Annotated in this window: 23 protein-coding genes, 1 tRNA gene and 2 pseudogenes; 15 read left to right on the forward strand and 11 right to left on the reverse strand. The window is 67.3% G+C overall.

Annotated elements, in window-relative coordinates:
* Positions 1–3 precede the first annotated feature (3 nt).
* The gene (locus tag V8F63_RS02255) at positions 4–366 is read right to left on the reverse strand and encodes a hypothetical protein (RefSeq protein WP_134581616.1); all 363 of its coding nucleotides are present in this window, start codon (positions 364–366) and stop codon (positions 4–6) included.
* 155 nt (positions 367–521) lie between these two features.
* On the opposite strand from V8F63_RS02255, the gene V8F63_RS02260 reads away from it, so the two are divergent.
* The 6 genes and pseudogenes from V8F63_RS02260 (at position 522) to V8F63_RS02285 (ending at position 6,704) form a co-directional block, all read left to right on the forward strand.
* Complete coding sequence (locus V8F63_RS02260; RefSeq protein WP_313633291.1) at positions 522–1,304, forward strand: hypothetical protein; 783 nt, start codon at positions 522–524, stop codon at positions 1,302–1,304.
* 782 nt (positions 1,305–2,086) lie between these two features.
* Positions 2,087–2,837: pseudogene (locus tag V8F63_RS02265) on the forward strand (DUF72 domain-containing protein).
* A 4-nt stretch (positions 2,838–2,841) separates the two neighbouring features.
* The gene (locus V8F63_RS02270) at positions 2,842–3,912 is read left to right on the forward strand and encodes an NAD(P)-dependent alcohol dehydrogenase (protein WP_392354377.1); all 1,071 of its coding nucleotides are present in this window, start codon (positions 2,842–2,844) and stop codon (positions 3,910–3,912) included.
* 102 nt (positions 3,913–4,014) lie between these two features.
* Positions 4,015–4,740, forward strand: a complete 726-nt coding sequence (gene phbB, locus V8F63_RS02275) for an acetoacetyl-CoA reductase (protein WP_025977742.1) — start codon at positions 4,015–4,017, stop codon at positions 4,738–4,740.
* A gap of 186 nt (positions 4,741–4,926) precedes the next feature.
* Positions 4,927–5,631, forward strand: coding sequence for a DUF4908 domain-containing protein (locus tag V8F63_RS02280; protein ID WP_227157461.1), 705 nt, complete (start codon positions 4,927–4,929; stop codon positions 5,629–5,631).
* 53 nt (positions 5,632–5,684) lie between these two features.
* Complete coding sequence (locus tag V8F63_RS02285) at positions 5,685–6,704, forward strand: 2-oxoglutarate and iron-dependent oxygenase domain-containing protein (protein ID WP_392354378.1); 1,020 nt, start codon at positions 5,685–5,687, stop codon at positions 6,702–6,704.
* Between the two features lie 176 nt (positions 6,705–6,880).
* Here the strand turns inward: V8F63_RS02285 and V8F63_RS02290 are convergent, their stop codons facing one another.
* From V8F63_RS02290 to V8F63_RS02305, 4 genes are all read right to left on the reverse strand, one after another.
* Positions 6,881–7,078 (reverse strand): hypothetical protein, encoded by a 198-nt coding sequence (locus V8F63_RS02290; RefSeq protein ID WP_392354379.1) that lies wholly within the window; start codon positions 7,076–7,078, stop codon positions 6,881–6,883.
* 82 nt (positions 7,079–7,160) lie between these two features.
* Positions 7,161–8,771: a pilus assembly protein TadG-related protein gene (locus tag V8F63_RS02295; RefSeq protein WP_392354380.1), complete on the reverse strand. Its 1,611-nt coding sequence runs from the start codon at positions 8,769–8,771 to the stop codon at positions 7,161–7,163.
* A gap of 176 nt (positions 8,772–8,947) precedes the next feature.
* Positions 8,948–9,655: a monofunctional biosynthetic peptidoglycan transglycosylase gene (gene mtgA / locus V8F63_RS02300; protein ID WP_134581622.1), complete on the reverse strand. Its 708-nt coding sequence runs from the start codon at positions 9,653–9,655 to the stop codon at positions 8,948–8,950.
* 40 nt (positions 9,656–9,695) lie between these two features.
* Entirely contained in the window at positions 9,696–10,661 is a 966-nt protein-coding gene (locus tag V8F63_RS02305; protein ID WP_025977747.1) for a WD40 repeat domain-containing protein, read from the reverse strand.
* Between the two features lie 86 nt (positions 10,662–10,747).
* Between V8F63_RS02305 and V8F63_RS02310 the strand changes: the two genes are divergently transcribed.
* On the forward strand, positions 10,748–11,440 hold the full coding sequence (locus V8F63_RS02310) for an alpha/beta fold hydrolase (RefSeq protein ID WP_303683359.1): 693 nt from the start codon (positions 10,748–10,750) through the stop codon (positions 11,438–11,440).
* Positions 11,441–11,448: 8 nt separating this feature from the next.
* Here the strand turns inward: V8F63_RS02310 and V8F63_RS02315 are convergent, their stop codons facing one another.
* From V8F63_RS02315 to V8F63_RS02340, 6 genes and pseudogenes are all read right to left on the reverse strand, one after another.
* Positions 11,449–11,766, reverse strand: coding sequence for a type II toxin-antitoxin system RelE/ParE family toxin (locus tag V8F63_RS02315; RefSeq protein WP_025977749.1), 318 nt, complete (start codon positions 11,764–11,766; stop codon positions 11,449–11,451).
* On the reverse strand, positions 11,763–12,002 hold the full coding sequence (locus V8F63_RS02320; protein ID WP_025977750.1) for a type II toxin-antitoxin system ParD family antitoxin: 240 nt from the start codon (positions 12,000–12,002) through the stop codon (positions 11,763–11,765). The genes V8F63_RS02315 and V8F63_RS02320 overlap by 4 nt, the downstream gene beginning before the upstream one ends.
* Before the next feature lie 58 nt (positions 12,003–12,060).
* On the reverse strand, positions 12,061–12,273 hold the full coding sequence (locus V8F63_RS02325; protein ID WP_025977751.1) for a DUF2093 domain-containing protein: 213 nt from the start codon (positions 12,271–12,273) through the stop codon (positions 12,061–12,063).
* Positions 12,270–13,363, reverse strand: a pseudogene (locus V8F63_RS02330) (GTP-binding protein). Before V8F63_RS02330 ends, V8F63_RS02325 begins: the two are co-directional and overlap by 4 nt.
* 182 nt (positions 13,364–13,545) lie before the next feature.
* A complete protein-coding gene (locus V8F63_RS02335) occupies positions 13,546–14,502 on the reverse strand; it encodes a cation diffusion facilitator family transporter (RefSeq protein ID WP_313633278.1) in 957 nt (318 codons plus the stop codon).
* Between the two features lie 91 nt (positions 14,503–14,593).
* Positions 14,594–15,262, reverse strand: coding sequence for a hypothetical protein (locus tag V8F63_RS02340; RefSeq protein ID WP_025977754.1), 669 nt, complete (start codon positions 15,260–15,262; stop codon positions 14,594–14,596).
* Positions 15,263–15,556: 294 nt separating this feature from the next.
* On the opposite strand from V8F63_RS02340, the gene rplU reads away from it, so the two are divergent.
* The 8 genes from rplU to lptB all read left to right on the forward strand — a co-directional run bounded on the left by rplU (position 15,557) and on the right by lptB (position 20,112).
* Positions 15,557–16,045 carry a 50S ribosomal protein L21 gene (gene rplU, locus V8F63_RS02345; protein WP_025977755.1) on the forward strand — a complete coding sequence of 163 codons (489 nt, stop codon included), beginning with the start codon at positions 15,557–15,559 and terminating at the stop codon, positions 16,043–16,045.
* A 96-nt stretch (positions 16,046–16,141) separates the two neighbouring features.
* Positions 16,142–16,426: a 50S ribosomal protein L27 gene (rpmA, locus tag V8F63_RS02350; protein WP_025977756.1), complete on the forward strand. Its 285-nt coding sequence runs from the start codon at positions 16,142–16,144 to the stop codon at positions 16,424–16,426.
* Between the two features lie 177 nt (positions 16,427–16,603).
* Positions 16,604–17,137 (forward strand): GNAT family N-acetyltransferase, encoded by a 534-nt coding sequence (locus tag V8F63_RS02355; RefSeq protein WP_025977757.1) that lies wholly within the window; start codon positions 16,604–16,606, stop codon positions 17,135–17,137.
* Positions 17,138–17,260: 123 nt separating this feature from the next.
* Positions 17,261–17,347 (forward strand) — tRNA-Leu (locus tag V8F63_RS02360).
* Between the two features lie 174 nt (positions 17,348–17,521).
* Positions 17,522–18,136 (forward strand): ribonuclease D, encoded by a 615-nt coding sequence (locus tag V8F63_RS02365; RefSeq protein WP_278069792.1) that lies wholly within the window; start codon positions 17,522–17,524, stop codon positions 18,134–18,136.
* 21 nt (positions 18,137–18,157) lie between these two features.
* Entirely contained in the window at positions 18,158–18,820 is a 663-nt protein-coding gene (gene lptC / locus V8F63_RS02370; protein ID WP_392354384.1) for an LPS export ABC transporter periplasmic protein LptC, read from the forward strand.
* Positions 18,817–19,305, forward strand: a complete 489-nt coding sequence (locus V8F63_RS02375) for an LptA/OstA family protein (RefSeq protein WP_392354385.1) — start codon at positions 18,817–18,819, stop codon at positions 19,303–19,305. Before lptC ends, V8F63_RS02375 begins: the two co-directional genes overlap by 4 nt.
* Before the next feature lie 6 nt (positions 19,306–19,311).
* Entirely contained in the window at positions 19,312–20,112 is an 801-nt protein-coding gene (gene lptB / locus V8F63_RS02380) for an LPS export ABC transporter ATP-binding protein (protein ID WP_392354386.1), read from the forward strand.
* Positions 20,113–20,198 lie beyond the last annotated feature (86 nt).

Below are 20,198 nucleotides of genomic sequence, written 5' to 3' on the forward strand. Positions count from 1 at the left end.
GCCTTAGGAGCTGGATCCGGCCCTGGCCTGACAGGCGCTGGCGACGCCTTCGCGGATGTCGCGATAGCCGGCGCGCTGGGCCAGATCGGTCGCCTGGCCGCATTCATTGGCGGCGATCAGCTTATCCAGCTCGTCGGCCAGCAGCCGGCGCTGGTTGATCACGGCGGCTTCGTAGTTCTGTCGGACGCGCTCGCGGCGCATCTCGTCGATCATGCGGCGATCGTCCATGTCCTGAAAGCGCCACATGGTTGGGTCCGCCCGGTCGGCGCTGGGGCGGATGACCTGATGGTTGGACGGCGGCGCGGGCTGGGCCCCCGTCTGGCCGCCAAACGCCGTAACGCCGTAGAACAGAACCGCCAACAACATGACCGACCTCCGTTTGTCGAGCATCACTATGCACGAGTTGACGGGGAGGCCAACCTCTTCGCCACGGGGCGCGGCGCCGGCCCCTTATCTTTGGCTTGGACACAGACGCCTCGGCGGGCGCATGGTGGCGGTCCTGCAAGGAGGCTCATAAGCCTGTGTCGTTGATCGCCGCCATGACCTCCGCCCTGATCGCCGTCGCCTCGCCGCAGGCGACGTCGGCGGCGCCCGCATCGCCAGCCACGACCGAAATGTCCGCCGGCCCTGCCCGGCCCCAGTGGCTGCTGTCGCGCGAGGGGCCGCGCGTGGTGTTTCGCGGGGCCTTCAGCCCGGCCTCGGGCGCCGCCCTGGCCCTGGCCCTGTCGGACGAAAGCGTCGAGGGCCTGGTGATCGACAGCGGCGGCGGCGACGAGAACGCCGCGCTGGATGCGGCCGAGGTGATCCTGGCGCGGCGCCTGCCGGTGACGGTGCGGGGCCAGTGCACCTCCGCCTGCGCCAACGCCATCTTCGCCGCCGGGGCGACGCGCACCATAGAGCGGGCGGGCTTCGTCAGCTTCCATCACTCCTCGCCGGTGATCGAGGCCAACTATCAAACGCTGAACGAGGCCGTTCCGGACGAGATCGCCCGGGGCGCGCGACGGCTGCGCGCCCTTTACGCCGCGCGGGGCGCCGACCCCGGCATTCTGGCGTGCGCCGCCGCCCAGATCGGGCTGTCGGACATTCAGACCCAGGTGACCATCCCCGGCGAGGCGACGCCGCGCGCGGCCTGGCTGTCGCGCCATTCGCTGTGGTTGCCGCATGAGGCGACGCTGAGGCGCTACGGCCTGGGCTTCACCCGCTGGGGGCGACCGCCCAGCCGCCGCGACGTGCTGGGCCGCCTGCGCCCGCCCGATCCGCGCGCGGTGGTCTTCGGCGCGGCGGGAGATTGCGTTTCAGGCTGAGGGCGCGCGGCCCGTTTGATTGGTGCGCTCAATGTCCGAAAGCTGGCTTGAGGCGGACTTCGCTGCAAGATCATTTGCGGACTTCCACTACGTAAGCCTTCGCGCCAATGTGATCACAAATCCCCCGTCGGCAAAGGTTCGCATATCGCACCCAGCAAGGCTTCAGAGACCTATCTGCCCTGCGCTTCGCTAAGCCTAATTACCAAACATGATTCAACAAACATGAAAAATGACGAAAGTCGCATCGTTAAAAAGAAAGCAATAAAAGCCAAAAATATCGCGTTTGACGCCCTTATTCCTCTCACTGCTTTTATCATCAGCACTTTTTCTTTAGTGCAGAAGAGTCGCTGCTAATCGCAATATCCATTTCCATGATCTCGCTCCTCATAGAAACAAACTGGGATATCGCTTTCCATAAATGGTTTATAGCGATTGTAACCGCCACACTAGCGATCAACCTTAGTGCAATATTCCTAATCGAGATGCCCGGACGCATTAGAGGCTCCTCTCGCCTTAGCCCCGATTTTTATTGCGGAGTATGCAATCCTGTATTGGATTGTAGAAGCGTTCAAACGACGTAACGCCTCTGGCGGTTGAGGCGAACGTGACGCATCGCGTGTAGCCACACGATTTAAGAGGCTTGGCGGCCTGCAAGTCGCCAACGAGCGGGCGCTCCCCGAGGACCGGTAAGCCATCCTTCTCAAACGCTCCGTCCATCCGCTTCCCATAGCCGCCGCCGGTGATTTCTGCGATCAAAGCGGCCTGCATCAGGAGGCTAGGTCATGGCGGGATCCATCCATATCGGCGTCGGCGGCTGGACGTTCGAGCCGTGGCGGGGGTCTTCTATCCGCAGGGGCTGGTGCAGAAGCGGGAGCTGGAGTTCGCCAGCCGGGCGCTGACTTCGATCGAGATCAACGGCACCTATTATTCGACGTTCAAGCCCGACAGCTGGGCGAAGTGGCGCGATGAGACGCCCGACGGCTTCGTCTTCTCGGTCAAGGCCAGCCGCTATTGCACCAATCGCAAGGTGCTGTCCGACGGCGGCGAAAGCTTCGAGCGGTTCCTGTCGCAGGGGCTGACGGGGCTGGGCGACAAGCTGGGGCCGATCAACTGGCAGTTCATGGGAACGAAGAAGTTCGATCCGGAGGACTTCGAGGGGTTCCTGAAGCTGTTGCCGAAGGAGAAGGACGGGGTGCGGCTGCGTCACGCGCTGGAGGTGCGCAATCCGACCTTCGCCACCGAGCAGTTCTATGATCTGGCGAGGAAGTATGGGGCGGCCATCGTCTACGCCGTCGATGACGAAGAGCCGACCTGGCCGCAGATCGACGAGGCGACGGCGGACTTTACCTACGCCCGGCTGATGTCCAGCCGCGAGGACGAACCGACGGGCATGACCTCCGGAGAGTTGGACGCCGTGGCCAAACAGGCGCGCGGCTGGGCCGGGCGGGGGACGTATTCGCCTACTTCATTTCGGGGGCCAAGGTGCGGAACCCCGCGGCGGCCCAGGCGCTGATCGCCAAGTTGAAGGAGTGAATCAATGCCCATCCCCACACGCGCCTTCGCCGCCACCGCCGCCGACCAGCCGCTGGGCCCCTATAGCTTCGAACGGCGCGATCCGGGGCCGGACGACGTGGCGATCGAGATCAAATACTGCGGCGTCTGCCACTCGGACCTGCATGTGGTGAAGAACGACATGGGCGGGACGCGCTATCCCATCGTGCCGGGCCACGAGATCGCCGGGGTGGTGACGGCGGTGGGCGCGAACGTCACGCGCTTCAAGGAAGGCGACCGCGTCGGCGTCGGCTGCATGGTCGACAGCTGCCGCACCTGTTCGGCCTGCCGCGAGGGGCTGGAGCAGTATTGCGAACCGGGCATGACCCAGACCTACGGCTCGCGCGATCCGAAGGGCGTAGGCGTCGGCCAGACGATCACCCAGGGCGGCTATTCCGATCGCATCACCGTGGACCAGGCCTTTGTGCTGAAGATCCCTGACAGCCTGCCGCTGGATGCGGCGGCGCCGCTGTTGTGCGCCGGGGTGACCACCTGGTCGCCGCTGAAGACCTGGGGCGTGGGACCGGGGTCGAAGGTGGCGGTGATCGGCCTGGGCGGGCTGGGCCATATGGCGGTCAAACTGGCCGCCGCCCTGGGCGCCGAGGTGACGGTGCTGTCGACCTCGGACCGCAAGAAGGCCGACGCCGAGCGGATGGGCGCCCGGCATTTCCTGATCAACTCGGACGCCGACGCCATGAAGGCGGCGGCCGAGCAGTTCGACCTGATCATCAACACCGTCTCGGCCACGCATGAGATCGCCAGCCACGTCAATCTGCTGGCGCGCGACGGGACCATGGTCATGCTGGGGCTGACGACGGAGGGGCTGCCGGTCTTCGCCATGCCCCTGCTGTGGCGGCGCCGCCGCATCGCCGGCTCGCTGATCGGCGGAATCCGCGAGACGCAGGAGATGCTCGACTTCTGCGGCGAACACGGGATCGTGTGCGATATTGAAGTGATCGCCGCCGACCAGATCAACGAGGCTTATGAACGGATGGAGCGGTCGGACGTGCGCTATCGCTTCGTCATCGACATGGGCCGCCTGGCCGCGACGGCGTAACCCCGTCTTCTCGTTCGACGCGCGCCGCGCTAAGGCTGGCGTCCAAGGGAGGCGGACGGCGTCGCGCCCGCGACGGCCGCCGCACAGGATCAGGGAGACGTCATGACGCGTACCGCATTCGTCACCGGGGGCACCCGGGGCATCGGCAAGGCGATCGTTCAGCGACTGAAGGAAGACGGGCTGCAGGTCGCGGCCGGCTATTCCGGCAACACCGAGGCCGCAGAGGCCACCGCCCGCGAGCTGGGCGTCATGGTGGTGAAGGGCAACGTCGGCTCGTTCGAGGACTGCGAACGGGCGGTCAAGGAAGTGGAGGACCGCTTCGGCCCCATCGACGTGCTGGTCAACAACGCCGGCATCACCCGCGACGGCTTCTTCCACAAGATGAGCGCCGATCAGTGGTCCGACGTGATCCGCGTCAATATGGACAGCGTGTTCAACATGACGCGCCAGGTGATCAACGGCATGCGCGACCGGGGCTTCGGCCGCATCGTCAACATCTCCTCGATCAACGGCCAGAAGGGCCAGATCGGCCAGACCAACTATTCCGCCGCCAAGGCCGGGATGATCGGCTTCACCAAGGCGCTGGCGCTGGAAAACGCGCGCAAGGGCGTGACCGTCAACTGCATCGCGCCGGGCTATATCGACACCGAAATGGTCGGGGCGATGGACCAGAAGGTGTTGGACGCCATCGTGGCCCAGATTCCCGTCGGCCGCCTGGGCAAGGGCGAGGAGATCGCCGACATGGTCTCGTGGCTGTCGGGCGAGCGTGCCGGATATGTCACAGGGTGCACCCTGTCGCTCAACGGCGGGCAGTACCTGGTTGGATAAGCTGCGTTCGCCCAAAATCCGCCGTGCGGGCATATCACCTCTGAAGGCATGAGGTCTGCGGTCCAAGCCGTGGCGGAGAAGCCGCCTGTCGTCCTCGCGACGCCTCGTGTCGCGGGGAGCGTCTGCGCGCGCTCCTGGCGCCGTAGCGGGGCCACGGCCGGGCTGGCCGTCGTCCTGGCCTGCGGCATGGCGCCGGGCGAAGCCGAGGCTCAACTGCGCTCCAACGCCCAGGCCGAGCAAAGCCGCGCCATCCGCGACCAGTCGGTTATCCGCACCACCCCGCCGCCCGGACGCTATGTCTCCGAAGCGGGGCAGGCCTTTGTGCTGGATCAGGCCGGGTCGCTGACCCTGCTGCGGTTCGAGCGTTCGACGGAGACCTGGGCCCTTCGCCCGTCCTCGGCGCCGCGCGGCGACACCATCTATCGCAACGACGCCGGCGATCAGGTGCTGCGCGTCACCGCCGGCGGCGGCATCACCGTCTATACGACGCGCGCGCCGGGCGGCTCGCCGGTGTCGCTGGCCGGGCCGCCGGTCAGCCTGGCCCCGCCCTCGCTGGGGCCGGTGCAGATGTTCAACCTGATGGCGCGCCGCAGCGGCCTGGTGTCCGAGGCCATGGGTCGGCTGGTCCGCATCAATGTGGACGGCCAGGAGTCCGAGGCCCTGTGCATCGAGGCCCTGATCGTCACCACCGACGCCGTGGTCCGCATCGCCCGTTCGCCAAGCGCCCGCCCCTTCCTGGAGCGGCTGCGCAGCATCACCGTCGTCGAAGGGCAGCGGTCGTCGGTGACCTATTCCGGCGGCGACCTGCGCGTGGTGGTCGATCCGCGCCGGGGCATCGCCGGGCGGCCGTCCTCGGCCCGCGTCATCCGGGCCGTGATCCCGCAGGACTGACCTGGGACCAAAGGCCCAACCTCGCCATCTGCCCTTTCGCCTCCATTGGGCGTATGAGGGCGGCCATACTCACCATCACAGAGGCTGATTTCACAGTGACCTCTCCCCTCACCGCCGTCTCCGCCGAGGACCAGGCCAAGACCCGCGCCATCGTCCCGGTGTCGATGAAGGCCTATGACGCCGACTTCCAGGCCTTCTCGGACGCCCTGGGCGCGTCCTTTTCCCGCTACGGCTTCGCGGTCATCGCCGACCATGGCCTGGATCAGGGGCTGATCGACGCCGCCGTCAACGACGCCAAGGCCTTCTTCGCCCTGCCCGAAGACGTGAAGCGCCAGTATCATCAGCCCGGCGGCGGCGCGCGCGGCCTGACCCCCTTCGGCGTCGAGGCGGCCAAGGGCGCCAAGGCGGTCGACCTGAAGGAGTTCTGGCACACCGGCCGCGAACTGCCGGAGGGCCACCCCTATCGCCAATACATGCGCGACAACGTCTGGCCGACCGAGATCGAAGGCTTCCGCCAGCACGTCTATGGCCTGTACGAAGGTCTGGACGAATTGGGCCGCCGCATCCTGAAGGCCATCGCCCGCTATCTGAAGCTGGACGACGCCTATTTCGAGGACAAGGTCCAGTTGGGCAACAGCGTGCTGCGCCTGCTGCACTATCCGCCGATCCCGGCCGACGCCGAGGGCGTGCGCGCGGGGGCCCATGAGGACATCAACGTCATCACCCTGCTGCTGGGCGCCGAAGAGGCCGGGCTGCAGCTAAAGGACTCCGATGGCGAGTGGCTGGACATCGCCCCGCCGCCGGGCGCCCTGGTGGTCAACATCGGCGACATGCTGCAGCGGCTGGTCAACCACGTCCTGCCGTCGACGACGCACCGCGTGGTCAATCCGGCGCCCGAGCGTCGCGGCTTCGCCCGCTATTCGACGCCCTTCTTCCTGCACTTCAACCCGGACTTCCCGATCGAGACCCTGCCGTCGACGGTCACCCCGGAAAACCCGGACCGCTATGCCGGCAAGACCATCCTGGCCGAGGACTTCCTGACCGAGCGGCTCAAGGAAATCCGCCTGATCTGATTGGGGAAGGCGCGGGTATGACTGAGGTTTTCCTCCCCATGCCCATGGGGAGGGGGACCGCGAAGCGGTGGAGGGGCGTCGCGACCGCCGAACCCAGCGGCCCCTCCGTCTCGGTCGCTGACGCGCCCGATCCACCTCCCCATTGCATGGGGAGGAGAAATCCGCCCTGCCCTGCCTTAGCGGGCGATGCGCAGGCGGGTGATGTCGCGGCCGATGGCGCGGAAGGCTTCCTTCAGATCGGCGCCGCTGTTGGCTTCGAAGAAGTGGGTTTGCTCACTGGTGGCGCACTGGCGCATCACGTCCAGAGCGCTGTCGACCACATTGGGCTTGCCGGTGTCGCTGCCCAGGTCGAAGCCGACCGTATAGACGACCACCCCCTGGCCTGCATGGCCCGGCACAACTCGACCGACTGAATGAAGGGGTCGCCGTTGGACGAGTTCAGGTTGATGTGGGTGTTCAGGGCGCCGCTGCCTGATCCCGCGTCCAGAGCGATGACGCCGTCCCGGAAGGGGTGTTGAACTCGCCGTCGGTCATCAGGATGGCCACCTTCAGCGTCTCCGAAGGCGCGTATTCGCCGGGCTTGCCCGCACCGTCGAACAGGGAGGCGAAGTTGGGCGACAGCATGTACCAGGCCCACCCGATGCCGATCTGGCCCGCCGTCGAGCCGCTTTTGCGCAACTGGTCGATCTTGGCCTTCAGGGTGGTGGCGCTGGCCGTCAGCGGGGTGATGGCGGCGCTGGGGCAGGCGTTGTCCGAGCCCAGATAGCTGCGGCCGACATAGGCGGTGGACGGCCGCGCCTCTGTATAGCGTTCGACGCCGACGCGCTCGCTGACGCAGGTGCTGGAGGGCAGCACGTTGATGTAGCCGTCCGCCGTGGAGAAAACGCGCCATTCGGCGCCGTCGCGCCCGTTCATCAGCTGACCGCCGCCGGAATAGGAGACGCCGCCCTTTGAGGTCTGGGCCAGACCCAGGCTGCGCGTCGAATTCAGAACCAGTTGCGATCCGCTGACGCTCGCGACGCGGAACCCCGCCTCGTTCAACTGGGCCAGGCCGCCCATGCTGGTCAGGCGGACATGGTCGTTCACCGAAAGGCCGTGACCGCCGACCGTGACCGTCAGGCCGCAGTCGCTGCGCACGCATTTGGCGACATAGGCCGATTTCGTCGTGCTGGTGGACGAGCCCTGATAGCTGGAGGCTGCGTTTGACGCCGACAGCGTCCTGAGCTGGAACTGGTTGTTAGAGATCCTCGCCACCTCATAGGGAACGCCGTTCAGGGCGGGGATGTCCTGGACGTTCCACAGCACCACCCGGTCGCCGGTGACGAAGCCGTGGCCGTTGGAGGTGATCGTCGTCGGCGAGGCCCGCGAAATGTTCGAGATGGTGCGCACCGTCCCGCTCACCCACGTCGCGGCCGTGACGGAACGGGTCGTGCTGTCCAGCGGCCCGCGCGCCTGCGCCGCCAGCGATCCGACGTTCACCCCCGCCGCATAGGGGACCAGCGCCACCTTGGAGTAGAAGGGCGTCTGCTGGTCCTGGACCACGATGTCGATCAAATCTTTGGCCGCCGCCTGCAGGTCCTGAAGCTTGGACGTCGGCGGGCAGTTGCGCGTGCAGTTGTCCATCGACCCGGTGATGTCCAGCGCCATCGCCACCTCGACGTTGCGCGAGGCGCGCAGGACTTCGGAGCGGCTGCCGACCGGCAGGTAGTCGTCCAGCAGCTTGCCGTACGGCGGCAGGAAGATGTTGGCGACCAGCACCTTCACATTGACGCGCGCCTCGCCGGTGACGCGGTTGTTGGCCAGGACAAAGGTCGCGGTGTCGTCAGAGCCCGCCTGAAAATAGCGCGGCATATTGGCCTTTAGCGCGGCCATGCCGACCCGGTTGATATTGACGTTGTCGCTGTAGACCGAACGGGCGGCGGCCAGGGCGGCGGCGTCCAACGCGTCCTGAAGCTCCGCCTTCACCTTGGAGGCCTGGTGCAGGTCGACGGCGCCCAGGGTGATCATCATCAGGATCGGCAGGGCGATGGCGAACATCAGGGCGACATTGCCCTGGGTCTGGCGCATCAGGCGGCGGACGAAGAGGCGAAGGCCTCGTCCTGCTCGTTTCAGACCGTGTTTCACCGTGAAATCCCGCCGTGTCGCGCGCCGACGCACCGGCCCGCAGTCGATCCCAGCATGACGCGGGTCCGTTAAGGCTTGGCCCCAAGTTCACGGTTAACGGCGGGTTGCCGCGGCTGGCGTCAGCGGCGGTCGACGCAGGCGTCCAGACCCTGTTGGCGCACCGTGCCCATGGCCGCCTGGATGCGCGCGGCGCGGCGGCGGACGTAGGGGCCGGAGTTGGCCGCCTTGTAGCGGCGCGGGCTGGGCAGGATGGCGGCCAGGCGGGCGGCCTCGCTGGCGGTCAGCTTGTCGGCGCTCTTGTTGAACCAGTGGCGCGAGGCGGCCTCGGCGCCATAGACGCCCGGCGCCCATTCGGCGACGTTCAGATACATCTCCATGATCCGCCGCTTGCCCCAGCCGATCTCGATCAGGCCGGTGTAGCCCGCCTCCAGGCCCTTACGGACCCAGTCGCGGCCGGGCCACAGGAAGACGTTCTTGGCGGTCTGCTGGCTGATGGTCGAGCCGCCGCGGACGCGGCCCGAGCCGTTCTGCTCGGCGCGCTCATTGGCTTCCAGCGCCTTCTGGATGGCCTCGACGTCGAAACCGTGGTGCTGGCAGAAACGGGCGTCCTCGGCGGCGATCACCGCCTCGACCAGACGCGGCGAGATCCGGTCCAGCGAGCGCCAGCGATAGTCCATGCCGTGCCCGGCGGCCGCCTGCTTGACCATCAGGATGGTCGCCAGCGGCGGCAGAAAGCGGTGCACCGCCACCCCGGCCAGAGGGAACAGGGCCAGGATCAGCAACAGGGTCAGAAGCGGGCGGCGCTTGCGGTGTTTCGCGCGGGTCATGCCGTCATCCTGCCTCAGCCAAGCTTCAGCGCAAGGCCGATCAGAGCGAGGCCACGCCCGCGTGGCCGTCCTCGTCCGCCCAGGCGATGCGGGCGGCGCCCGAACTCATGGCCAGGGCGGTGATGGGGGCGCCCTTGTCCTGCTTGACGAACTGAAGGCCGCGCCCGGCCGGATCGGCCCACCAGACGCGTCCGTCTTCCAGCCCCGCCGCCAGACGGCCGTGGGCGGGGGCGGCGGCGACCTGGGCGATCAGGGTCGTCTCGTCATAGCCGATCTCGGTCGCCTCGCGGCCCATCGGCCCGTTGGCGCCGACGAAGGGCCACAGCACCACCCCTTGCGCGCCCGAGGTGGCCAGCAGCTGCCCCTTGGCCAGGAAGGCGAAGCTCTTGATCTTGGACGGATAGCCGCCCATCCGCATGTTCTTCTGATCCTTCAGGCGCCAGCCGTGCAGCTGGTTGTCCTGCATCGCCGTGACGACGAAGGCGCCGTCGGTGGAGAAGCCGACCGCCAGGTGCGACCCGGCCCAGGCCAGCTTGGTCGGCTGCTGCTGCTCGATGCGGGCGTACCACAGCCAGGCGCCGCCATAGGTCGAGGCGGCGATGCGACGGCCCTTGGGGTCGAAGGCCACGCCCGAGACGGTGCGCTCGTGCTGGAACGCGCGGCGGAAAGCCACGTCCTTGCTGTCCAGCACGCTCAGCGTCCGGCCCGAGGAGAAGGCGATCAGGCCGGACTCGGCCGAGGCGGCGACGGCGTCGATCCATTGGCCCTTGGTCTGGGCCAGCAGCACGGCCTCGCCCTCGCGGCTCCAGACCAGCTTGCCGTCGTCGCCGCCGGTGACGATCCCCTCGCCCGAGGGGTGGACGCAGGCGCACAGGACGGCGCCGTCATGGACCTCGCTGCGGGCGCCGCTCTCGAACCGCACCGAGCCGTCGCCCAGGGCGAAGATCGCGCCGGTCTTGTCGAACAGGGCGGCGGTGACCTGGGCGTCGAAGGAGAAGGTCGTCATGTCGGCTCACGAAAAGCGAGAAAAGTCAGACCGGCCTCATAGCGTCCTGCGTCGCGTCTGTCGCCGGTCGCGCCTATAGAGAAGCCATGACCCTGCTGCTCATTCCCGGCTTCATGGCCGATGCGACCCTGTGGGACGCCATGACGGACGACCTGGCCCCGTTCGGCCCGCTGGTCGCCACCGACCTCAGCCGGGGCGAGGATATCGAGAGCATGGCCGCCGCCATCCTGGCCGATGCGCCCGAGCGGTTCGTCGCCGTGGGCTTCTCCATGGGCGGCTATGTGGCGCGGGAGCTGGCGCGGATCGCGCCGGAGCGGGTCGAGGCCCTGATCCTGATCGCCACCTCGGCGCGCGGGGATACCGAAGAGCTGATCCGCCAGCGGCGCTCGGCCCTGAAGGCGCCGCCGCGGGCCTTCAAGGGGTTGAGCCGCCCGGCCATCGTCTCGTCCCTGCACCCCGATCTGTCGGGCGACGAGGCGATGATCGCGCGGGTGCGCGACATGGGCTTGCGGCTGGGCGGCGAGGTGTTTCACCGCCAGTCAGCGATGGCGCGGGCGGGCGATCTGGAGCGACTGGGCGAGATTGCTCAGCCGACGCTGATCGTGGCGGCGGATACGGATCGGCTGCGCAGCCGGGAAGAGGCCGAGGAACTGCGGCGGGGGATTTCCGGCTCGACGTTGGAGACGGTGACGCACAGCGGCCACATGATCCCGCTGGAACAGCCGAAGGCGCTGGCGCGGGTGATGACCGAGTGGCTGGCGGAACGATTGGCGTCCTAAGCCTGACTTTACGCTCGCATCCAGACCGGCAGGTCGCGCTCGCCATGCAGAACGCGCCACAGGTCGATGTGGTCTTCGCGCTCTACATAGAACAGCAGATAGGGATAATCGCGGACCCGCCAGAAGCGCAGTTCCGGCAAATCAAGCTCATGAGCATATCGAAGCGAACCGGAGGCCGAATGCCGCGCGACGTGGTTCAGAGCCTGTTCAAGCGCATCAACGAAAGCGCTGGCGACGACATCGCCCGCTGCCTCGAGATAGTAGTCCAACGCCTCTTCGATATCGTGTGCGGCCTGTTCGCGCGGAATGACAGCCTTGGTCTTCACGCCGGGCGACGGCTGGCGATACGCGCTCTCAGGCTTTCGAAATAGGCTCCATCGGCCGGCCCGGTCGGGCCGGATTCAGCGCCGACTAACAACAGACTGCGCAGCTTCTGCCGATCCCCGTCTTTGCGGATCAGATCACGGACATACTCGCTCGAGGAGCCATAGCCCCGCTCCGCAACCTGTTCGTCGACGAAGGCCTTCATCGGATCGGGCAGCGAGATATTCATCGTGCTCATGCCGGGAGCCTACGCTGATGGCAAAAAATGGCAAGCGCGGCGGTGCGCCCGAAATAGCCTACGACTTCTGCGTCTCGACCCAGCGCTTCGTCATCAGTTCGCCGGACGCATAGGCCTCCTGAAGCTCGACGCTCCAGTAGTTGAGGGCCTCCAGCGGGATCGGCGCGCCCGAGACGGCGCAGCGGACGTGGTCGCCGTGCTGCACGATCTCGAACTCGGGCGTGCCGTAGATCAGCTTGGCTTCTGCGCGCGGGCGCGGCGGCGGGTTCATGCCGCGCAGGCCTCGAACCCGGCCTTGAGTTCGGCCTCGTTCAGGTCGCGGCCGATGAAGACGGCGCGGCTCCAGCGGCGCTCCTTCTCGCCCCAGGGCTGCTGAAGATCGCCTTCCAGGATCATGTGCACGGCCTGGAAGACCAGGCGGCGGTCCTCGCCCTGAACGTCGATGATGCCCTTGGCGCGCAGGATGTTCTGGCCCTGCTCGCCCAGCAGGCGATCCAGCCAGGCGGTGAATTGGCGCCGTTCAGCGGACGGTCCAGCGTCAAGGAAACGCCCTTGATGTCGTCCTCGTGGGCGTGGCCGCGCGCCCCATGCGCGTGATCGTGGTCATGGTCATGACCGCAATGCTCGTCGTGGACATGGTCCTCGGCATGGTCATGCCCGTGACCGCAGTGTTCGTCGTGGACGTGGCCCTCGGCGCCGTGGGGCGGGTTCACGAAGTCCGGCTTGACCTCGAGGATGCGGTCCAGGTCGAAGGCGTGCAGGCCCAGCACCTGATCCAGCGGCACGTTCGAGCGCTCGGCGCGGACGATGGGGGCCAGCGGGTTCAGCGCGCGCAGGCGGGCCTCGACCTCGGCCAGTTGGGCCTCGTCCACCAGGTCGATCTTGTTCAGGATGATGCGGTCGGCGAAGGCGACCTGTTCGCGCGCCTCTTTAGAGTCGTCCAGACGCGCCATGACGTGTTTGGCGTCGACCAGGGCGGTCACGCTGTCCAGCTGGGTCTTGGCCTTGACCTCATCGTCGACGAAGAAGGTCTGGGCCACCGGGCCGGGGTCGGCCAGGCCGGTCGTCTCGACGATGATGGCGTCGAAGGCGGGCTTGCCGGGGCGCTGGCGCTTCATCAGGCCGTTGACCACGCGGATCAGGTCGCCGCGCACCGTGCAGCAGACGCAACCGTTGTTCATCTCGAACACGTCCTCGTCGGCGCCGACCACCAGGTCGTTGTCGATGCCGATCTCGCCGAACTCATTGACGATGACGGCGTAGCGCTTGCCGTGGTCCTCGGTGAGGATGCGGTTCAGCAGGGTGGTCTTGCCGGCGCCGAGGTAGCCGGTGAGGACGGTCACGGGTGTCTTCTGGGTCATGGCTCGCTAGATGGCGCGTTGAAGGCGGAAATGGAAGACGTTCGACGCCCTCTCCTCCCCATGAAATGGGGAGGTGGATCGGCGGCGCAGCCGACGAGACGGAGGGGCCGCTTGGCGCCGCTGGCGTAAGCCCCTCCACCACTTCGTGGTCCCCCTCCCCATTGCAGGGGAGGAAAGCACGCTCAGCAGGCCGGACAATCGGGCAGGACGTCCGTTTCCAGCTGCAGCGTCGTGTGGCTGATGTCGAAGCGGCCGCGCGCCAACCCTTGCGCCTCGGCCAGAAGGGCGTCGGGGTCCGGGCGGTCGTGGACCAGGTGGGCGGTCAGGGCGGCGTCGGTGGTCGACAGGCCCCAGACGTGCAGGTCGTGCACCGCCGTCACCCCCGGCAAAGCCAGAAGCGCGCTGCGGATCTCGGCCACGTCCAGGCCGTTGGGCGCGGCGTCCAGCGCCAGGTTGACGGAGTCCTTAAGCAGCCCCCAGGTGCCGATCATGATGACCGCGACGATGATCAGGCTGACCACGCCGTCGATCAGGGACCAGCCGGTGAACAGAATGACGACGCCGGCGATGACCACGCCCAGCGAGACCCCGGCGTCCGCCATCATGTGCAGATAGGCGCCGCGCACGTTCAGGTCCTTGTGCTGGTCCTTCATGAACATCAGGGCGGTGCCCAGGTTGATGAGGAAGCCGATCCCCGCCACGGCGATGATGACGCCCGAGGCCACCGGCGCCGGCTCGGCCAGACGGCGCACCGCTTCGAAGGCGATGGCCCCGCAGGCGAAGATCAGCAGCAGGGCGTTGCCCAGGGCCGCCAGCACCGTCGCCTTGCCGTAACCGTAGGTGCGCCGGGCCCCTGCGGCCCGCCGGGCCAGCCAGGCCGCGCCGCCCGCCATGGCCAGGCCCAGGACATCGGACAGGTTGTGCCCCGCGTCGGCCATCAGGGCGGTGGAGTCGGCGATGAAGCCCGCCGTGAACTCGACGGCGACAAAGCCCAGGTTGACGATCAGGCCGACGGCGTAGCGCCAGTCCCCGGTGTCGGTCGGGCCGTGATGATGGCCGCCGATGCCATGGCTGTGGCCGTGGCCGTGTGAATGGGCGTGGGGAGGACCGTCATGGTCGTGAGCATGATCGTGCGCCATGTCCCCTCCTCTAGGCTGGCGTGCGCCGCGCCGTCAACGCTCGTCAACCGCAAGTCATTGAATGTAAATATATAACCTATCAGACATCGGATCAGTGCTGATGCGTCAGAACCAGGAAGCCGATCAGGATCAGCGCCCCGCCCAGGATGGCGCCTTCATAGCGCGCCCACCGCTCCAGACGCAGGATGGAGTAGCCCGCCGTCGCCAGCGCCGCCAGCAGGGTCATGCCCAAGACCGTCCCCGCCGCGAACACCAGCGTCAGAAGGCCCAGCGCCCAGAAGCCTTCGGTCGCCGAGGACAGATAGATGGGCAGAAGCACCTCGCCCGGGGTCACCGCCATCATCAGCACCAGCCCCAGGAAGGCCGCCCGGTCAGAGACGGCGGGTCCGGTCCCATCGCCCGCGTCCACGGCCGGGCCGCCGGCGGTCGCCGTGCGCTTCAACGACGCCTTGGCCAGGTAGAAGGCGCCCAACAGGAACAGCAGGGCCGCCGACAGATGCGGCAGCAGGCCCTCGACCCAGCGGTTCAGCGCCAGGCCCGCCGCCACGATCAGCGACCCCACCAGGGCCGTGGACGCGATATGCGCCAGGCCGGCCGTCACCACGGTCGTCATCACCTGCGCCACGCTCCAGCGCTGGGCCCGCCCGACCAGGACGAAGGGCAGCCAGTGGGTCGGCAGGGCCGCGTGCAGGAAGGCCGCGACGAAGCCGCCGCCCAGAAGCGACAGCAGGACCGGCTCGGCGAGATCGGGAGAGGACATGGCCGCTCCCTTAGAGTGTTACCTTATAACAGTCGAGAAGAATCGGCGAAGAATCTTCGTCCGCGGCGTCGCGTCGCGTCTTCTATATAGAGACCCAGGAGTCCCCCACGCGCTTGCATCGCCCGTGCATCAGGGCCACAGAGTCGGCTCGGAACCCGTTTCGGGCGGGTTTTGCCCCCTTGGGCGTCCGTTTCACGTTGACTCTTCCGTGACCATCCGTATATGTCGCCGCTCTTCGCCCGCAGGGTCTCCTGGCGGGCGCATCCATTTTTGCGTTCACGCTGAGGCTTCCTAATGTACGCGGTGATCAAGACCGGCGGAAAGCAGTACCGGGTTCAACCGGGCGATGTGATTGTTGTCGAGAAGATCGACGGCGACGCTGGCGCTGCCGTCAATTTCGGTGAAGTCCTCATGCTGGGCGGCGACAAGGGTGTTACGGTCGGCGCTCCGCTGATCGACGGCGCCGCTGTCGCAGCCACGCTGATCGAGACCCGCAAGGGCGAGAAGATCAAGATCTTCAAGAAGATCCGTCGTCAGGGCTATCGCCGCACGAACGGCCATCGCCAGATGGAATCGGTCCTGCGCATCACCGGCATCGAAGGCGCCGGCGAGAAGGCGAAGTGGGACGGCGCGGTCGACCTGATGACCAAGGCCGAGATCAACGCCCGCGCTCGCGGCCTGGCCCCGCGCGTCGAGGCTGTCGAAGCCGAAGCCCCGAAGGCCAAGAAGGCTCCGGCCAAGAAGGCCGCCAAGGCTGACGCCGCCGAAGGCGCCGAAGCCTAAGATTTTCACCGGCGCTGGATCAGCGCCTAGCAGAACAGATGGCGCGCTCAAGCAGCCCCAACGGGCGGTAGCGCACCAAGGAAGAGGAGCAGCAAGATGGCTCACAAGAAATCTGGCGGTTCGTCGCGTAACGGCCGCGACTCAGAGTCGAAACGCCTTGGCGTGAAGAAGTTCGGCGGCGAGCGCGTGCTGGCCGGCAACATCCTCGTGCGTCAGCGCGGCACCAAGTTCCACCCGGGCACCAACGTCGGCCTGGGCCGCGACCACACCCTGTTCGCCACTGTGACCGGCGCCGTCCAGTTCACCACCAAACGTGGCGGCCGTTGTTACGTGTCGATTCTCCCGGCCAACGACGACGCCCAGGCGATGGCCGCCGAGTAACGCGAAGCCAGGACAGTATTTCCCCGGATCGCGTTGCTCTCGACAGCAGCCGATCCGGACCAAGGGAAAATATTCCGCGGGGAGTCTGGATCACCAGGCTCCCCGTTTGCGTTTCCCCGCCTCGAATGCCGCCCGAGCCCTCCAAGGAGGCGGCGCCGAAGACATCGAGGCCGAACCATGTGCGTGATCGAAACCTCCCCCGTCATCGAGACGCGGCGCCTGCTGCTGCGCGCGCCCGGCGCCCAGGACGTGTCGCGGATCGCCGCCCTGGCCAACGACCACGACATCGCCCGCATGACCATGCGGATGCCCCACCCCTTCGGCGTCGACCATGCCGAGGACTTCGTGCTGCAGGTCGCCTCCCAGGACCCGAGGAAGGCCAACACCTTCCTGATCGAGCACGAGGACCACGGCCCCGTGGGCGTCGTCGGCATGTTCCATGACGCCGACGCCGTGCCGGAGACCGGCTACTGGATCGGCCGCGAGTTCTGGGGCCGGGGCTATGCGACCGAGGCGCTGGAAGGCGCCCTGGTCTGGGCCTCCACGCGATGGAAGCGGCGCGCCCTGATGGCGGGCCACTTCGCCGACAATCCCGCCTCGGGCCGGGTGCTGGAAAAGGCGGGCTTCCTGTACACCGGCGAGACCCGTCCGGCCTTCAGCCGCGCGCGCGGCGAGAGCGCCGATACGCGGATGATGGTCTGGCTGGCCTGATAGTGCGCGGATTTCCCGGAGCTTTTGGTCAACGGCGCAGTTTTTTCACGAAACCGAAAAAAGCCTGTTGACCGCCCCGAGGGTCCCCCTATTAGTCCGGCCCTCGGCGGGGCGACCCACCGGGCCCAGGTGGCGGGATTGGTAGACGCGCTGGCTTCAGGTGCCAGTGGCTTAACGGTCGTGGAAGTTCGAGTCTTCTCCTGGGCACCATTTCTCAAGCGGCGCTGTATCCGATAGGATGCGGCGCCGTTTGTCATTTCGGCCCTGATCTTCCCTCCCCGCGGCCGCGACGGCGAAGTCGAGCCTGAGTTCCGGCGCCTGTGTTCTGGCGGTGGCGCGCGGTTCGTCTATGTTGCGGCCTGAACGACGAACGAGTTTGCGCGCATGACGGTTTATTTCCACGAAGGCGACCTGCCCGACGGCCTGGACCTGGGCCCCGAGGTGGCGATCGATTCCGAGACGATGGGCCTGCGCTTCCGCCGCGATCCGCTGTGCGTGGTGCAGCTGTCGTCAGGCGACGGGAACGCCCACGTCGTGCGCCTGAACCGCCCGGCCTATGACTGCCCCAACCTGAAGCGGCTGCTGACCGATCCCAAGGTGCTGAAGATCTTCCACTTCGGCCGCTTCGACATCGGCATGTTCGAGCTGCACCTGGGCGTCGAGACGCGCCCGGTCTACTGCACCAAGATCGCCTCCAAGCTGGCGCGGACCTACACCGACCGCCACGGCCTGAAGGACGTGTCGCGCGAACTGGCCGGGATCGAGATGTCCAAGGCGCAGCAGAGCTCGGACTGGGGCTCGGCCGAACTGAGCCAGGCGCAGCTGGACTACGCCGCCTCGGACGTTCTTCACCTGCACGTCATCATGAACCGGCTGAACGAGATGCTGGTCCGCGAGGGCCGCATGGAGCTGGCCCAGGCCTGCTTCGACTTCCTGCCCATGCGTTCGCGCCTCGACCTGGCCGGTTGGGACGAGATCGACATCTTCGCCCACGCCTAAAGGATCGGACCCGAGACGCCGATGAGCGAGCCCGACGTCCAGGACGAGCAGAAGCGCGCCGACGAGGCGCGCGTCGCCCGCGCCGGCGAACGCTGGCGCACGCGCTCGCGACGGGTGAAGCTGTATCGGCGCGTCCTGCCGATCGTCATCGTGATGCTGGCGGGCGGCGCCCTGACCTGGACCGTGTTCCGCACCGTCATGTCCGGGGTCGAGCGCAAGGCCAGCGAAAGCCGCGAGATCCGTCTGGATAATCCGATGTTCCACGGCCAGGACGCGCAAGGGCGCTCCTTCGTCATCGGCGCCCAAGGCGCGGTGCGCGACCCGGCCACCGGCCATTTCCGCCTGGTCGGCCCCCTGCTGCGGCTGAACCTGGGGGCGCGCAAGACGACGGAGCTGAGCGCGGACGGCGGCACCTATATCGAGACCCAGCGCAAGGTCGTCATCGGCCCGAACGTGAAGATCTCGGACGGCGGCACCGGCTGGGAGCTGACCACGCCCGAAGCCGTGGTCGACACCGACACCGGGGTGGTCACCGGCGACAAGGGGGTGCACGGTCGCGGCCCCCTTGGAAGCATCGATGCTTCGTCTTATGCGATCTATGATCAGGGCCAGAGGGTCGTCTTCAACGGCCAGGGCGAAAACAAGGTAACCGGGACGATCAATCCCGCCGGAGCCGACCGATGAAACTGTCCAAGTCCAAGCTGACGATCGCGGGCGCGGCCCTGCTGACCGCCCTGATGCTGCCCGCGGTGTCGGGAGCCCAGAACCGCGCCGACGCCAGCCGCCAGCCGGTCCAGTACGGCGCCGACAGCGGCGAATATACGCCCGACGGCTTCTCGCTGCGCGGCCGCGCCGAGGTGACGCAAGGCGGCAACCGCCTTCGCGCCGACGCCATCCGGGGCTTTACGTCCAATGGCGACCTGAACCGCATCGAGGCGAGCGGCGACGTCTATTTCGTCACCCCGGACCAGAGCATGAAGGGCGACCGCGCCGTCTATACGCTGAACGACGGCAATGTGGTGGTGACCGGCGACGTCATCCTGACCCAGGGCAAGAGCGTCCTGACCGGCAGCCGCCTGGTCTATAACGTCCGCACCGAGACGGCCCGCATCGAGGGCGGCGGCCCCGGCGGCCGCGTCCAGGGCGTCTTCTATCCGCAAGGGAACTGAGGCGGCGTGGCGCGCAAGGAACTCTCCGCCCTGAACCTGGACGCGCCGGTCGTCGAACCGACGGCGACGGCGGTCGAGGCCGCGCGCCCGACAGGCCTGCGCGTCGAGCACATCGCCCGCAGCTTCGGCCAGCGGCAGGTGGTGCGCGACGTCTCCCTGAACGTCCAGCGCGGCGAGGTCTGCGGCCTGCTGGGGCCCAACGGGGCGGGCAAGACCACCTGCTTCTACATGATCACCGGCCTGATCCCCGCCGACAGCGGCTCGATCTGGCTGGACAATGAGGACATCACCCAGCAGCCCATGTACCAGCGCGCCCGCATGGGTCTGGGCTATCTGGCGCAGGAAGCCTCCATCTTTCGCGGCATGACGGTCGAGCAGAACGTCAAGGCCGTGGTCGAACTGCGCGAGAAGACCGCCGCCGGCGCGCGCGACGAGACGTCCCGCCTGCTGGAGGAGCTGCGCATCGACCACCTGCGCCACGCCCCGGCCACCGGCCTGTCCGGCGGCGAGCGGCGCCGCGTCGAAATCGCCCGCGCCCTGGCCGCGCGACCCAGCTTCATGCTGCTGGACGAGCCGTTCGCCGGCATCGATCCGCTGGCCATCGCCGATATCCGGCAGGTGATCCGCTATCTGTCGAGCCAGGGCATCGGCGTGCTGATCACCGACCACAATGTGCGCGAGACGCTGGACATCATCGACCGCGTTTCGATCATCTCGTCGGGCGCGGTCCTGTTCGAAGGCACGGCGGACGAAGCCGTCGCCGACGCCGAGGTGCGCCGCGTCTATCTGGGCGAGATGTACGGCTAAGGCGCCGCGAGCGCCGCTGGCTGCGCGCCTGATCACCGCCCGTTAACGGCTCTGCCCCATCATCCCCAGCAAGAAGCGGGCCACTT

Source organism: Brevundimonas sp. LF-1, from assembly GCF_037055305.1.
GTDB classification, from domain to species: Bacteria; Pseudomonadota; Alphaproteobacteria; order Caulobacterales; family Caulobacteraceae; genus Brevundimonas; species Brevundimonas sanguinis.

Bases quoted from the DNA above. Each gene is read 5' to 3' on its own strand.
- V8F63_RS02375 (WP_392354385.1), top strand. From the start codon at position 18,817: ATGAAACTGTCCAAGTCCAAGCTGACGATCGCGGGCGCGGCCCTGCTG.
- V8F63_RS02305 (WP_025977747.1), bottom strand. From the start codon at position 10,661: ATGACGACCTTCTCCTTCGACGCCCAGGTCACCGCCGCCCTGTTCGAC.
- V8F63_RS02335 (WP_313633278.1), bottom strand. From the start codon at position 14,502: ATGGCGCACGATCATGCTCACGACCATGACGGTCCTCCCCACGCCCAT.
- V8F63_RS02285 (WP_392354378.1), top strand. From the start codon at position 5,685: ATGAGGGCGGCCATACTCACCATCACAGAGGCTGATTTCACAGTGACC.
- V8F63_RS02340 (WP_025977754.1), bottom strand. From the start codon at position 15,262: ATGTCCTCTCCCGATCTCGCCGAGCCGGTCCTGCTGTCGCTTCTGGGC.
- V8F63_RS02310 (WP_303683359.1), top strand. From the start codon at position 10,748: ATGACCCTGCTGCTCATTCCCGGCTTCATGGCCGATGCGACCCTGTGG.
- V8F63_RS02365 (WP_278069792.1), top strand. From the start codon at position 17,522: ATGACGGTTTATTTCCACGAAGGCGACCTGCCCGACGGCCTGGACCTG.
- V8F63_RS02270 (WP_392354377.1), top strand. From the start codon at position 2,842: ATGCCCATCCCCACACGCGCCTTCGCCGCCACCGCCGCCGACCAGCCG.
- V8F63_RS02280 (WP_227157461.1), top strand. From the start codon at position 4,927: ATGGCGCCGGGCGAAGCCGAGGCTCAACTGCGCTCCAACGCCCAGGCC.
- V8F63_RS02255 (WP_134581616.1), bottom strand. From the start codon at position 366: ATGTTGTTGGCGGTTCTGTTCTACGGCGTTACGGCGTTTGGCGGCCAG.
- phbB (WP_025977742.1), top strand. From the start codon at position 4,015: ATGACGCGTACCGCATTCGTCACCGGGGGCACCCGGGGCATCGGCAAG.
- rpmA (WP_025977756.1), top strand. From the start codon at position 16,142: ATGGCTCACAAGAAATCTGGCGGTTCGTCGCGTAACGGCCGCGACTCA.
- V8F63_RS02325 (WP_025977751.1), bottom strand. From the start codon at position 12,273: ATGAACCCGCCGCCGCGCCCGCGCGCAGAAGCCAAGCTGATCTACGGC.
- rplU (WP_025977755.1), top strand. From the start codon at position 15,557: ATGTACGCGGTGATCAAGACCGGCGGAAAGCAGTACCGGGTTCAACCG.
- V8F63_RS02355 (WP_025977757.1), top strand. From the start codon at position 16,604: ATGTGCGTGATCGAAACCTCCCCCGTCATCGAGACGCGGCGCCTGCTG.
- mtgA (WP_134581622.1), bottom strand. From the start codon at position 9,655: ATGACCCGCGCGAAACACCGCAAGCGCCGCCCGCTTCTGACCCTGTTG.
- V8F63_RS02320 (WP_025977750.1), bottom strand. From the start codon at position 12,002: ATGAGCACGATGAATATCTCGCTGCCCGATCCGATGAAGGCCTTCGTC.
- V8F63_RS02295 (WP_392354380.1), bottom strand. From the start codon at position 8,771: ATGCGCCAGACCCAGGGCAATGTCGCCCTGATGTTCGCCATCGCCCTG.
- lptC (WP_392354384.1), top strand. From the start codon at position 18,158: ATGAGCGAGCCCGACGTCCAGGACGAGCAGAAGCGCGCCGACGAGGCG.